At 32.9% G+C, this 14,434-nt stretch carries 9 protein-coding genes; 5 read left to right on the forward strand and 4 right to left on the reverse strand.

Translation table 11 applies throughout. The features are described 5' to 3' along the window. Window positions 1-50: 50 nt before the first annotated feature. The 4 genes from HRU50_RS13670 to HRU50_RS13685 form a co-directional block, all read right to left on the reverse strand. Window positions 51-2,765: a PorP/SprF family type IX secretion system membrane protein gene (locus HRU50_RS13670; RefSeq protein ID WP_296351659.1), complete on the reverse strand. Its 2,715-nt coding sequence runs from the start codon at window positions 2,763-2,765 to the stop codon at window positions 51-53. Between the two features lies 1 nt (window position 2,766). Then, entirely contained in the window at window positions 2,767-4,236 is a 1,470-nt protein-coding gene (locus HRU50_RS13675) for a gliding motility-associated C-terminal domain-containing protein (RefSeq protein ID WP_296351660.1), read from the reverse strand. Window positions 4,237-4,300: 64 nt separating this feature from the next. Next, window positions 4,301-5,629, reverse strand: coding sequence for a hypothetical protein (locus HRU50_RS13680; protein ID WP_296351661.1), 1,329 nt, complete (start codon window positions 5,627-5,629; stop codon window positions 4,301-4,303). A gap of 241 nt (window positions 5,630-5,870) precedes the next feature. After that, complete coding sequence (locus HRU50_RS13685; protein ID WP_296351662.1) at window positions 5,871-6,320, reverse strand: hypothetical protein; 450 nt, start codon at window positions 6,318-6,320, stop codon at window positions 5,871-5,873. Window positions 6,321-6,678: 358 nt separating this feature from the next. Here HRU50_RS13685 and HRU50_RS13690 point away from each other — a divergent pair, with 358 nt between their 5' ends. The 5 genes from HRU50_RS13690 to HRU50_RS13710 all read left to right on the forward strand — a co-directional run bounded on the left by HRU50_RS13690 (window position 6,679) and on the right by HRU50_RS13710 (window position 14,171). Then, window positions 6,679-7,266, forward strand: coding sequence for a hypothetical protein (locus HRU50_RS13690; protein WP_296351663.1), 588 nt, complete (start codon window positions 6,679-6,681; stop codon window positions 7,264-7,266). A 150-nt stretch (window positions 7,267-7,416) separates the two neighbouring features. Further along, window positions 7,417-11,157 carry a glycosyl hydrolase gene (locus tag HRU50_RS13695; RefSeq protein WP_296351664.1) on the forward strand — a complete coding sequence of 1,247 codons (3,741 nt, stop codon included), beginning with the start codon at window positions 7,417-7,419 and terminating at the stop codon, window positions 11,155-11,157. A gap of 159 nt (window positions 11,158-11,316) precedes the next feature. Next, the gene (locus tag HRU50_RS13700; protein ID WP_296351665.1) at window positions 11,317-12,096 is read left to right on the forward strand and encodes an SDR family oxidoreductase; all 780 of its coding nucleotides are present in this window, start codon (window positions 11,317-11,319) and stop codon (window positions 12,094-12,096) included. Between the two features lie 3 nt (window positions 12,097-12,099). Continuing rightward, window positions 12,100-13,230: an MBL fold metallo-hydrolase gene (locus HRU50_RS13705; RefSeq protein ID WP_296351666.1), complete on the forward strand. Its 1,131-nt coding sequence runs from the start codon at window positions 12,100-12,102 to the stop codon at window positions 13,228-13,230. Between the two features lie 32 nt (window positions 13,231-13,262). Then, window positions 13,263-14,171 carry an AraC family transcriptional regulator gene (locus HRU50_RS13710; RefSeq protein WP_296351667.1) on the forward strand — a complete coding sequence of 303 codons (909 nt, stop codon included), beginning with the start codon at window positions 13,263-13,265 and terminating at the stop codon, window positions 14,169-14,171. Window positions 14,172-14,434: the final 263 nt, after the last annotated feature.

The raw sequence follows: 14,434 nt of genomic DNA on the forward strand, positions 1-14,434 counted from the left end.
CTGGGGCACTGAACTCATAAAGAACGGCTTAACATATTATTTTTCTATTTCTAATTTTCTATTTTCACTAAGGACATTTTTTGGTTGTATGATTTATTTCCTTTATTCTCTAATTCTCTCATAGCAGAGTTAACATCATCAAATTTATTCTGATAGATGTAGTACTTACTTGTATTAACATCATAGAAGAAATCTACATTTGTTAACCCAGCAGCAACTGCTTTAGTTAAAAATTCATTTCGTTTTTCAATGGTACTGTGAACAGCTAATATTATATAATAACCATCTTCAGTTTTGTCAATATTTTTTAATATTTGAATATTATCACTTTGTTCCTCACCAAAATCAAAATCTTCTGAAGTTAATTCTGTTTCACTTCGAGGTGTGTTTCGCTTAATATTATCTAATACATTTCTGTCTTGAGTGTATCTGTCATTTTCGTTGTTATATACAGCTCTTTTTATACGACGACGTTTTTCAAATTCAGTGGCAACTTTAATTTCTTCTAGTCTAAGATCTAGATATTGTTTCGTTTTTAATGCTTCTAATTGCTTTTCTTCAAGTCGATCTATTTTCTTTTTGTAGAATAGATTTACCTCATCTAATTCAGTATTTTCAGCCTCTAAACGTTGGTTGTACAGCTCTTTTAATTCTTTGATATTTTTGTTTCGTTCATCAATAACTTCATCAAGGTTGGTCTTAATCTCTTTAAGTTTATTGTTTTCTGCTGTAACACTCTTAAATGCTTTTGGTGCTACAGTAATACCTTGATCACTTAAATCATTCTCTTCTTTAAGATCTTTTAAATCTTTGTCTTTGATGTTAACAATATTTTCTAAATCCTCTAACAACTTATTTTGTTCTTTTTCTTTTTTGTCAGTCTCTTTAGAAACTTTCAATAGGTCTTTACCTAATTCATCCTTAGGATTAGCGATAAGTTCAGCTTTTGCTTTAATATCTTCAATTACTTTAGCTCTTTCTTCAGCTTCTGCCTTAGCTTTTTCCTCAGCCGCTTTTTGTTTTTGTTCTTCAAGCAGTCTTGCTTGTGCTTCAGCTTCTTCTTTAGCTTTTTGTTCTGCTAAGATTTGAGCTTGCTCTTCGGCTTCACGTTTCGCTTTTTCTTCTTGTAATTTTCTTTGTCTTTCTTCAGCTTCTGCCTTAGCTTTTTCTTCAGCTTCTCTAGCAAGTTGTGATTCTAACTCTTTCGCTTTTCTAGCGGCTTCTTCTTTAGCCTTAGCTTCTGCCTCGCGCTGTGCCTTTTCCTCAGCTTTCTTCTGAGCAATTTGCTCGGCAAGTTGTCTTGCTTTTTCTTCCGCTAATTCTCTTTCTCGTTTTTCTGCATCAGCCTTGGCTTGTGCTTCAGCTAATTTTCTAGCTTCCTCTTCAGCTTCACGTTTTGCTTTATCTTCAGCTTCTTTCTTAGCTAGTGCTTCAGCTTTAGCTTTTTCTTCAGCAAGCTTTTTAGCGGCTTCCGCGGCATCAGCTTTAACCTTTTCTTCGGCTTGCTTTTTAGCTAATTCTTCTTTACGCTTTCTTGCTCTTTCCTCTGCTAATTCTTTTTGCTTTTTAAAAGTTTCTTCTCGTTGTTTCTTTTCTTCTAATCTTTTAGCTCTTTCTTCAGCTCTTTGTTCTGCTAATGCTTGTTTCTCTGCTTCCGCAGCTAGCTGAGCTTCTGCTTTTGCTTTTTTGTCGGCTTCTAATTTTGCCTCGCGTGCTAATCTCGCATTTTCTCTTCGCTCTGCAGCTCTTTCTCTTATACCGGCAAGTTCTTCTTCTGTTGCTTCTACTTTAGGTTTTACTTTACTACTAGAGAATAAACCACTTACAATTTCATCACCGTTATACTTATAATTCTTTTTGGTTATGAATCTGTAAGCAATAGTTATTTCATGAGAATTTCCAAACTCAACATATTCACCTATGGATTTTTCAATGTTATATTCTAATGCAATATTTCTAGTAAGATTCATTCCGATACTTCCTGATACACCAAATACATTATTGTACCCTAGTTGTAGCCATAGTCCTTTAGGAACATTTAAAGAAGCTAAACCCGAAATTACTGTTTGATTCTGTTGAAATTCTGACATTAACAAAGCTGTAAACTTTGTTTTCTTAAAGAACCCACGACCATTAAAATAGCCTGTATGCATCACATGTGCCTGAATACCTTGATTAGGATCGTCTTCAATCATTTGTGATGTTTCGAAATTATATAATACAAGGTTATTAAAGGATACACCAAAATCTAACAGTTCTGTACCGTAATTAATTCCTGGATTTATGGTAATTAGTGCATTTGTTGGTATGTTTTGTAATGACGGATCATCAAAATTGGTGACCACATTCGATGTGTTAATACTACCTTGATATGCGCCAGTATTTAATCCGAATGTTAAATTGTGATCTTGTCTAATTTTAACATTGTACGCAAAGTTTAATACTCCACCATAAGTTGTTAATACACCATAGTTTCTTTGAAAAGCAGAAAGACCAGCACCAATATTTTCTGCAAAACGACCTGAATAAGAACCTATAAATGTTTCTGGAGCATTTTCAAATTGTGTCCATTCACTTTTATTAGAAAAACTAATAAATTTATTTTGTTGTCTTACAAAAGTAAAAGTAGGGTTAATAGCGAATCTATTAAATACCAACGAGTTTCTTACCGGCAAATCAAAGGATACAACACCATCACTCTCTTGCGAAACCATTGTTTGCAATGAAAAGAATAAAAACAATATGATGAGTAAAGTTTGTTTCACTTTATTTTATTATGGTTATTGATCCTTTTTTCTCTTCACCGTCCATTGTCGTGATGATATAATAGAATACCTGGTTTACACTAGAAAGATTTAAATCGCTTTCTGGCCAATTGTTTTGATAATCTATAGTTTGAAAAACAACTTTTCCTTGTTCATTTAGAATGACTATTTCAGTATTTGTACCTGTAACATACTTTAATGGTAAAACCCATGTGTCATTTATAAGATCGCCATTTGGACTAACTATGTTTGGAATCTTTTCGACATCTGGAAATGGATCAAATCCTTGAAAAATAATAAATGGATAAGAAACTGATGCTGTACAGCCTGTAGTTTCAGTTATTACTACTTCATAATTACCAAAAGCTGTTGCTGTAAACGTGTTTGAAGATTCACCTACGATTAATTCGTCATTAAAGTACCAATCATATATAGGATTTGTTGCTGTGTCTGTTATAGTAATTGTTAATGATTCATCAATGAGCATGTAGTTCTCTTCTTCTACATTGATGTCACTTTCAAAAAGTTCGCTTACCAGTTCTATTGTACCTGTCGCAGAACAGTCACCAAGATCTACTAAAACGGAAAAAGTACCAGACTCATTAGTTTGATACATTTGGCTAGTAGCGTCTGGAATTTCAAATCCATCTTTAAACCATTGATAACTTATGCCGCCAATAGTTGTTAGTGTTGTGAGACCTTGTTCTGGACAGTAAGGATTTCCTAAGCTAGACACTATTTCAGTGTTTGCATTTCCTGTGCCGCTGGCTTCTGTAACTGTGACTCTATTAGAAAAGGAGTCTGAAGTACAAGAACCATAATTTGTCTCTACGAAATACGTACCTTCTTCACTGACTGATAGGGAAGAACCATCTGAAATAAATTCAGAAGTGGTTGGACTAGTTTCTCTAAACCATCTGTAAGTTAAGGTCGGATAATTAAGAGGAGAATCATTAGTTCCTGTTCCTGGGTTGTCTATGGTTAACAAATAACTTCCACCAGCACAATATGCAGCTGTTGACACTAAATTGTTAATTGAAAATGGTGAATCTTGAAGCTTATAATATGCTGCAAATTCTGCAGAAGGTGCACTCGTAGCAACAGGTGCAGTGCTTTTTATTCTTAGTCGGTAATTCTCACCGGCTGTAGTATTCGGTATTTGAAAATTTATTGTTGCCGGAGAAGTCGTAATTTCTCCAGAGTTAGAAGTATAAATTACAGATGCATTGGTAAAATCACCATCAGCGTCTGATAATTCTAAAACAAACTGATTAGAAGGGTTTAGACCAGATTCTGGCGAAAAAACAAATGAAAGTCCATAAGTATTAAAATCATTACTAGCACAGGCTTGTGAGAAATTTAAATTAGGGGTACCAATAACTATCTGGGCAAAACAACTACCATTTACTAAAAATAGTAAGAAAATTAAAGTTGATAGAGATATCTTCTTTTTGTCAGTAGATATTAGCATCTTTTAGGTTAAGTTTATTTTATTGATTTAGTGTTTTTTAGGGCTTTAATTTAAAATTAAAACTTTAATTATCATCTTCGTCTGTGGTATCATATGAGTTATCGGTTGAGGCAATAATTTTGTTTACTTTTAATCTAAAGTCCGGATACTTTTTATGTGTTGCATCTATAAATGTTTCGGCATCTGGTCCTTTAGAATATAGGTTGTTAAAGGCTCTACTTCCGTACCAACTCTCTAGATCGTCATTATTTGTAATTCCCTTTTGAAAGATATTACCTTTACAATTATTGAAAAATGTTCTTACGAATTCTATTTTTCTTAGGTTTTCATCATTTAATTTAATTTTTGAATCAAGAATTACTGCTGGATTAAAACCAGAAATTACACTTTTATCAATTACAAATGCCACGTCGTTACCTACATAAATTGCTTCTTGTACCAAACCAATTTCAATATCATATTGAAGATCACTAGAAAGATTTACTAATGTTAAATTTTCAGCGTCAACATAAGTTGTGTTTTTGCTCGGATCAGCTTCTTCCTTATTATCGTAAGATTCTACATGTATACATCTTGATCCGTTAGAGCTAGAAATATATGGGTCTCTCACAGCCAAAGAATTAACAATGTTACAATGAGCTCCATAATTAAATTCAAAATCATTTTCACTGTTTTTTAAAGACACCATTTTTACAAGCATAAGATCTCCACCAAGCACACTAATGCCAGAGCCATTACAATAACTTACCATAACATCTGATATTAATGTTTCTCTACCTACACCAGCAAGTGTTAGACCATTAAAATTACCAGTAGCTTTAGTCTTTTTACCTGCAAATTCAACACGAACATATTTGAGGATACCAGAGTTACTTTCAGTGTTTTCGCCGCCATAACTAATATTATTAAAATCAGTTGGCTTAAGACCAAAATTTAATGAAGCTTCACTACCGTAAGTATTAATCGGTGCTTCACCTAAAACAAAAACTCCTCCCCAATCACCAGGTTTTTTGACGCTTTTATTAGAAGTAAAAATGATTGGATCTGTTTGTGTGCCTTCAGCGATTATTTTTGAACCTCTACTAATTGTTAGAGAACCTTTAGATTTAAAATCTCCAAGAATTACAGTGCCAGGTTCAATGACTAATGTGGCATTGTTAGTAACGAAAACATCACCTAAGAGAAGATAAACGTTTCTTTTATTTAATGTTGTGTTCTCGGTGATATTACCACTAAGAATTTGAGTTGGCTCACCATAATCAATTCTACTCGGTTTAAATTCTGTCCATGAGTCTAACCAATTATCGTAACCGATAATACCTTTTTCTTGTTGCGCAAAACTATTGCTAAAAACAAATAAGAAAATAAGTAATGTTGTAATGTGATTTTTCATAGCGGTTTATTTTTAAGTTCGTGTTTTTAAGGCTTTTAAAATCTTATCAAATATACTTAAAAATCCTATGAAATACAAAATAAATCGATAAAATACACTTTATTATCTTATGTTAAGAGAAATTACTTACAAAAATATTGAAATTTCCTTTAAAGAGAATCATTTGTTGAATTTTAATAACAAAAACCTCGACAATTGTCGAGGTTTTGATTTGGGGAATGTATTATAACACTAACAAAACTTAATCTTTAAATTCGTTATAGGTATGGAGTGCTTTTAATGTTTCTTCGTAAAAAAGAATTGCAGCTATTAAATCATTGGTATCAGAATAGGGTAGAATCTTCTTTTGAAATTCTATTGTACTTTCAAAATAATCATCTGAAGCCTCTTTATTTTCTTCAAGAGCTTTTTTATTTTCTTTGGTTTCTGGAATACCTAAAGTTTCCATAGTTACACCAGGTTTTGTGGCAAAAGCAATATTAGGTAATATGTTAACAATAACTTCAATACGCTCTATATATAAAGTTAAGAGTTCACCTTTTTTCATAGCATCTAAATCTTCACGACTATGGTACTTAGAGATTCTTACTTTACCACTAATAATACTTGCTGAATCGTCCTTCTTTTGTGCAAAGCTTAAAGAGAACATTAGAGAGAATATTGTACTAAAAAGTATAAACTTAGTTTTCATGTTTGTAGGTTTTGATTTAGACTTACGCAACAAATCTATATAAAATAATCTTAAAAACAATGAATTTCGAGATTTATTTTATCTATAAAGTGCAAAAAACATAGATAAAAAGCATAAAAATCAGACTAAATACGAATTTAAACGATTAAAAACACCTAAAATATCGATACAGGAAATTGTATACTTTAAGCTTATAATTTCAATAAAATCTATCAGATTTAAATTCATCAACTATGTGTTTTATCGGTAAAATTGACATTACAAAACAGTTTGTCGTAAAAAAAGATGAGCTCATAAGATATTTATGGAACTTCCTGATTATTAGCAGAATTTTGAGGTATCCAAATCTTTAAATCTTATGAAAACGTTTATTCACACATTTATTCTTGTTTGTTTTTTAAGTTCTGCACATGTGGTAAAAGCGCAACAGTCAGACAGTCCTATTTACGATCGTTCAGAAGATTTAATCACTAACACGGATACTATTCCAGATTACAGATCAAAAGAAAACAAGTTAAAACTCACAGGTACTGTTTATTTAAGTGATGGTGTAACACCAGCTAAAGGCGTTATTCTTTTTATAGAACAGCCAGACGAGAATGGTGATTTTGATTTAAGACGTTCAGGTGACCAACGCTATGTATTCCATAGAAGTTGGGTAAAAACAGATGAAGATGGTAAGTATACATTTTACACCTTTGTTCCTGGTAACGATAGACGTTACAACCAAATGCAACAAATTTTCCCAATTATAAAAGAGCCTTCAAAATCTGAAGTGCAATTAGAATCTTTACTTTTTAATGATGACCCTTTATTGACAGAGCGTTGTCGTAAGCGTCTCGCTAAAAGAGGTGGTAAAGAACGTATTTTGAATACACGCACCGTAGATGGTATGTTAGTAGCACAAAAAGATATTGTGTTGCCAAATACAGAAGTTGCTCAATAATACCGCAAGATACCGCTAAGTTTTATAGTAAATGTAAAGCCTCAACTGAAAAGTTGAGGCTTTTTTTATAACTGTAGAGTTTTTGTATAGTGCATATTCTCCATTGTCAGTGGTTTAATATCTAAATTTGATATAACTAAATAAATCAATATGTTTTCATCAAAAGCTTATTCACTTAAAGTCCTTTTAAGTGTCTTATTACTCTTTTATATTTCTACATTTCATGCACAGATTATAAATGTAGGCAATGGTAGTTATACAACATCATTTCCTGGTGTTGATTCTGCTGGCAGAAATGGATTTCCATCTGGTTCGCCACAATTAAGTGGTAATGCTTTAAATAAACCTGTACCAACCAATGATTGGTGGTCAAGACTTGTTAAAGAAAATCATGCAGATAATTTGTTTAATTATCCCATGACAATGAGAACCAAAAACGACGGTTTAGTAGTGACCTATATTCCTTGGGGACCAATTGGTGATTCAGCGCCAATAGAAGTTGGTCTTGTAGGTCTTAATACATCTATGGCTACTGCTTCAGATTATTCAGATTGGACAGTTACTATGGATTGGAATGATGGTACACATCATTTAAATGCAACTTCTGGTATTGCTATGCCATTCATTTACTTTGAAAAAGGGAGCAGTGACATTGTTGAAATATCAATTAATTCAGGTACAGTTACGGTTACAAATGAAATGATTACGGTAGAAAACGCGTCAAACGGTGCTGATTTTGTCATTTATGCACCAACTGGTAGTACTTGGACGCAATCTGACTCAACATATTCATCTTCACTCAATGGGAATAATTATTGGTCAATGGCAATGCTACCATTAACAACAACCAATGTGAGTATGGTAGCTCAAGAATATAAGGACTATGCATACGTATTTCCTACTAATACCATTACAACTTGGAATTATAATGAAAGTAATTCTAAACTTAATACAACCTTTACTGTAACTACAGATGTTAAGGAAGGCACAGAGACTAATGTTTTATTAGGACTATTACCACACCAGTGGAGTAATTTATCAATGTCATCAGCATCACCAAGTGGATATAGTTATGAAACAGTTAGAGGCGAAGTAAAGATGCTAGATGGTAATACCTTTGAGGTAGAACATATTTTTAAAGGTATTTTACCAACGCTTCCAAATTTAGGGCAATATAGTAACGGATATGATCCGGCTGCTTTAGATTCTAAAATTACCGCGATTCAAAATGATCAATTAGCGACTTGGACAGATTCATACAATGAAGGTCAGGTTATGAATAGACTTATTCAAACAGCCAGGATAGCAGATGAAACAGGTAATATTGCCGCTAGAGATGTTATGATTGCTACAATAAAAGAGAGACTAGAAGATTGGTTAACGTATGAATCTGGTGAGGTCGCGTTCTTATATTATTATAATGATACATGGTCCGCAATGCTAGGATATCCAGCAGGTCATGGACAAGATAGTAATATTAACGACCATCATTTTCATTGGGGATACTTTATTCATGCCGCTGCCTTTATGGAACAATATGAACCAGGTTGGGCAGCACAATGGGGTGACATGATAAATTTATTGGTTCGTGATGCTGCTTCAGACGATAGAAACGATACACTATTTCCATTTTTAAGAAATTTTAGCCCTTATGCTGGTCATAGTTGGGCAAATGGTTTTGCTTCTTTCCCTCAAGGTAATGACCAAGAATCAACCTCTGAGAGCATGCAATTTGCATCTTCTTTAATCCATTGGGGAGCAGTAACAGACAATGATGCGATAAGAGATTTAGGAATTTTTATTTATACAACAGAACAATCTGCTGTAGAAGAGTATTGGTTTGATATGTATCAAAGAAATTTTTCTGCATCACATCCTTATGAATTTGTTTCAAGAGTTTGGGGTAACTCATACGATAATCAAACTTTCTGGACAGGCGATATTGCCGCAGCTTATGGTATAGAACTATATCCTATTCATGGTGGTTCATTATATCTAGGGCATAATCAGACTTACCTTCAAATGCTTTGGTCTGAAATTTCAGCAGATACAGGTATATTGAGCAATCAAGAAAATCCTAATTTATGGCACGATACTTATTGGAAATATTTAGCACTTACAGATGCTCAAAGTGCAATAAACCTATATGATTCTTACCCTAACAGAACTTTAAAGTTTGGTATTTCAGACGCGCACACCTATCATTGGTTGCATAATATGAATGCTTTAGGTGTACCTGATGCTTCAATAACTGCTAATGACCCTTTGGCAACCGCATTTAACGATAATGGTTTTATAACATATGTGGCTCAAAATTATTCAGATTCAGATACGGTTGTTACATTTTCAGATGGTTATATGCTAAATGTGCCAGCTAACACTCTAGCAACAAGTAGAGATATTGATGTAACGGCTGAATTGTCTGCAAATCCAGAAGTACCTGTAGAAAATGATAATGTTTTACTTTCTGTGGCAACAACAGGTACCGGAATTGATAAAGTAGAATTTTATTTTGATGGTAACCTGCTAAGTGAAGATACTGCCGCGCCTTACCAATCCACAATACCAAATATTAGTTTAGGTATACATACTGCGTATGCTAAAGTTTACAAAGGCTCATCTCACATTGTAACTAACTTTATTTCAATGACAATTGGCGACCAGTTACCTTATTTAGGCACACCACATCAAATACCTGGTGTTATTGAAGCTGGTCATTATGACTATTTCGAAGCTGGTAATGGTCAGAACATTTCATATTTTGATACAACAATGGATAATCAAGGTGGTTTTAGACCAAGCGAATATGTTGATGCTTTGTCTGATGCTATAGAAGGTGAAACTGTTGGTTGGATCGCTTCTGGTGAATGGTTAGAATATACAGTGGATGTACAGACCACTGGATGTTATAACTTAGATATAAGATATGCATCAGGAAACAATAATGGAGGTGGACCTATTTATTTAGAAATAGATGGTGTTAAGGTCAGCTTAGATGTTATATTTTCATCAACAGGAAATTGGAATTCTTGGAATACAAAATCTACGAGTAATGTAGATTTAACAGCTGGCACTCATATTTTAAGATTAGTAGCAACTGATGGTGAAATTAATTTGGGTAGAATGACCTTTAGTTATAATGCATTAGAATGCACTGATCCTGGTTCTAATACAGGGTTACCTTTTGATTTTGAAACAACGCCTGTAACTGCAGATTTTAATGATTTTGATGGTGGAACAGGAACTGTAGAAGCAGTTAGTGGCCTGCAAAGCACTGGAAACAACAGTAATAACTTAGCAAAGATTGTTAGAGATGGTGGACAGGTTTGGTCCGGATCGTATATTAATTTAAACGATGCTTTAAATTTCACTACAAATCGTTACATCACAATGCGAGTTTGGACAGAAGCACCAATTGGGACACCAGTTCAGATAAAACTAGAACAGCAAGGTGGCGGAGCTGCTTTTGAATTGATAAGCAATACTACTGTTTCTGGGCAGTGGGAAACATTAACTTGGGATTTTGGGTCTTTAGGTTTAAGTCCTTATGACAAACTCGTGTTTATGTTTGATATTGGAAATTTAGGTGATGGTACTTCTCAATCGACATTCTATTTTGACGATGTCCAACAAGTGTCAAGTTTATCAACACCTGAGATAGATTTTAGTGACTTAAGTATATATCCTAATCCGGTTAATGAAATATTATACATCAAATCAAACACAATACATATAGATAAAGTGGAGCTTTATTCTATTTTGGGAGAGAAACTAATTGACTCGAAAGATAGAGTGGATTACCTTGACATGAATCAATTAAATAATGGTGTGTATTTTATTAAAGTTTATTCTGGTATGAATTATATTACCAAGAAAATTATAAAGAAATAGAAATTAAATTTTAATTGTAATTAAGCCTCAACTGAAAAGTTGAGGCTTTTTTATTAGATAAGAACCTTTAAACTGTAAAATCTATACATCATTCTGTAAAATGTATACATTCTCATCGTAGCCTCATCATAACTTTGTGCCATCAAAAACAATAAGATAATGAAAAACGTTGCATTAATTACAGGAGCTTCAAGTGGAATAGGAAAGGAACTAGCAAACATTCACGCAGAAAAAGAAGGAGATTTAATTATCGTTGCTAGACGACAAGATAAGTTGAATGCACTTAAATCTGAATTAGAACAAAAGCATAGTATTAAAGTAATGGCAATTGTCAAAGACTTAAGTGTTCCAAATGCTTCTAAAGAATTATTCGAAAAAGTTAAAAGCGCTAACATTCAAGTTAATTATTTAATTAACAATGCAGGATTTGGATTAAGAGGGAAATTTCACGAATTGTCTTGGCAACGTCAAATGCAAATGATAAACCTTAATATGGTTGCACTAACAGAATTAACTTATTTATTTCTTCCTGAAATGGTAAAACGAAATAGTGGAAAGATTTTAAATACATCATCAACTGCAAGTTTTTTACCAGGACCATTGCAAGCGGTTTACTTTGCATCTAAAGCGTATGTCACATTTTTAGGAAATGCTATTGCTGAAGAATTACACGATACAAATATTACTGTAACCACATTAATGCCTGGAGCTACTGAAACTGAATTCGCTTCAACTTCAGGAATGGATAAAACAGAACTATTTAAGAAAACCGTTAGTGCCCGTTCGGTTGCTGAAGATGGTTATAACGGAATGCTAAAAGGAAAACTAGATGTGGTTTCAGGACTAACATTTTCTCAAAGTATGATGATGAAAATGATTCCGTTTACACCTAAAAAAATGATACTTCAGCAAGTTCGTAAAGGACAAGAAGTAGAATAAGAGATGATTAAAAAAATATTTAAGATTATAAAGCGTATGTTACTATTTATCGTAGGTCTTATTGTAGTATTAACTATCGGAACTGCAATATTTATGAATACAAGTCCTCAGTTTGGTGGTTCACCTTCAGAAGAAAGTTTAGTGAAAATTAATAGTTCACCTAATTATAAAGACAATGCATTCAAAAACTTAGAACACACTGTGCAAAACACAGGCATTAAATGGAGTAGTATTCCTGAGTTTTTCACTTCAGGAAATGGTAAAGTGCCAACAAAAGCATTACCTCAAAAGGATTTATCTTCAGAAGATTTTCAACAGGAAATAAAAGAACCAAGATTAACGTGGTTTGGGCATTCTGCAATGTTATTAGAGTTAGAAGACACCAACATATTCATAGACCCAATGTTAGGAAATGTGCCTTCACCAGTATCTTGGATGGGTTCAGGAAGATTCAACAGAGAGTTACCAATTAAAATTGAAGATTTACCAGAAATTGATATTGTATTAATCTCTCACGACCATTACGACCATTTAGACTATGAATCAATAACAAAATTGAAATCTAAAGTAAAACAGTTTTATGTTCCGTTAGGAATTAAAGCACACTTAACAGCTTGGGGAGTTGAAGAAAAACGTGTAAAAGAGTTTGATTGGTGGGAAAACATAAGTTTTAACAATATTGAATTTACTGCAACACCAGCGCGACATTTCTCTGGACGAGGATTTAAAGGCAATAAAACCCTTTGGTGTTCTTGGGTTATTAAGTCTGAAATCTCAAACATTTTCTTTAGTGGAGATAGTGGTTATGGTTCGCACTTTAAAGAAATAGGAGAGCGCTTCGGTCCTTTTGATTTTGCGATGATGGAATGCGGACAATACAATGAGCAATGGTCTCAAATACATATGATGCCAGAAGAAACCGTTCAAGCAACTATAGATGTTGAAGCAAACAAAATGATGCCTATACATTGGGGAGCTTTTAAGTTGGCATTACACACTTGGGATGACCCAGTAAAAAGGGCTTCAAAAAAAGCAATAGAACATAACATTACTATGGTAACACCAAAAATTGGAGAAGCCATGATGTTAAATGAAGAGAATAATACCACAAAATGGTGGGTTAAAGTAGAGTAAATACGTTTTTAAATGTTTAATACTTTTGTATTATGAGCGATATCTTACATATAGCATCAATTACGGACTTCACAACTATTCTTGAATTACCTGCACCAAAGCATCCTTTAGTATCTGTTTTTAATTTAAAGGATATGCCTCACTTAGTAGAATATAACGATATTAGGTATACTTCAGATTTATATATGATTTCCTTAAAAGATGGTATCACCGGAACTATTAATTACGGAAGAAACTCATACGACTTCAGTGATGGAACAATGGTATTTATGAAACCTAATCAGGTAATGTCTGGTGCAAAAGAAGAAATTTCAGCAGATTCTAAAGGTTGGGTGTTATTGTTTCATCCAGATTTAATTAGAAAATCTGAATTAGGTAAAACTATAAGTACTTACGGTTTCTTTGATTATGAAGTTCACGAGGCTTTACATCTTTCGGATGAAGAACAACAAACGGTTACAGAATTAATTAAAAAAATAGAGAAGGAGTACAGCCAAAATATAGACAAGCATAGTCAGAAATTGATTGTTTCAAATATAGAATTGATTCTGGATTATTGTATGCGTTATTATGACAGACAATTTTATGTAAGAACTAATTTAAATCAAGATCATGTTTCTGAATTTGAACAACTTTTAAAGGACTATTTTACTTCTGAAAAACCTTCAGAATTAGGATTACCATCAGTAAAATATTGTGGTGAACAACTTAATATGTCACCAAATTATTTAAGTGATTTATTAAAAAAGGAAACAGGTAAAAACGCCAAAGACCATATATATGCATTTGTAGTCAATAAAGCTAAAATGAATCTCTTGGGCACAACCCATTCAGTTAGTGAAATTGCATATAATCTAGGTTTTGATTATCCTCAGCATTTTAGTAAGCTTTTTAAATCAAAAACAGGTGTAACTCCAGTACAATACCGCTCACAAAATTAGATGAGTTAAATTGAATTAGCACATAAAAAAAAAAACCGTTTTAAACTTAAAACGGTTCTTCTAAATTATAAAAGAGATTCTTTTGCTATTAACCAATATTTATAATTCTTGCAGTTATTATGAAGTATAATAAATGTTGATACGAAGATACTGAAAACAATACCTTTTCAATTGGTTTACTAATTTTTTTAAGAATTTTATTAACATTTATTGATGTAAATCAAAAAAAATCTAGACAAAGCATTCAAATTTACCATTGCGTT

Origin of the sequence: Winogradskyella sp., assembly GCF_013213835.1 — a bacterium.
Classification (GTDB): Bacteria; Bacteroidota; Bacteroidia; order Flavobacteriales; family Flavobacteriaceae; genus Winogradskyella.

Excerpts from the sequence above, each read along its gene's own strand:
- HRU50_RS13685 (WP_296351662.1), bottom strand. The coding sequence starts at position 6,320 with ATGAAAACTAAGTTTATACTTTTTAGTACAATATTCTCTCTAATGTTC.
- HRU50_RS13675 (WP_296351660.1), bottom strand. The coding sequence starts at position 4,236 with ATGCTAATATCTACTGACAAAAAGAAGATATCTCTATCAACTTTAATT.
- HRU50_RS13680 (WP_296351661.1), bottom strand. The coding sequence starts at position 5,629 with ATGAAAAATCACATTACAACATTACTTATTTTCTTATTTGTTTTTAGC.
- HRU50_RS13695 (WP_296351664.1), top strand. The coding sequence starts at position 7,417 with ATGTTTTCATCAAAAGCTTATTCACTTAAAGTCCTTTTAAGTGTCTTA.
- HRU50_RS13710 (WP_296351667.1), top strand. The coding sequence starts at position 13,263 with ATGAGCGATATCTTACATATAGCATCAATTACGGACTTCACAACTATT.
- HRU50_RS13700 (WP_296351665.1), top strand. The coding sequence starts at position 11,317 with ATGAAAAACGTTGCATTAATTACAGGAGCTTCAAGTGGAATAGGAAAG.
- HRU50_RS13690 (WP_296351663.1), top strand. The coding sequence starts at position 6,679 with ATGAAAACGTTTATTCACACATTTATTCTTGTTTGTTTTTTAAGTTCT.
- HRU50_RS13705 (WP_296351666.1), top strand. The coding sequence starts at position 12,100 with ATGATTAAAAAAATATTTAAGATTATAAAGCGTATGTTACTATTTATC.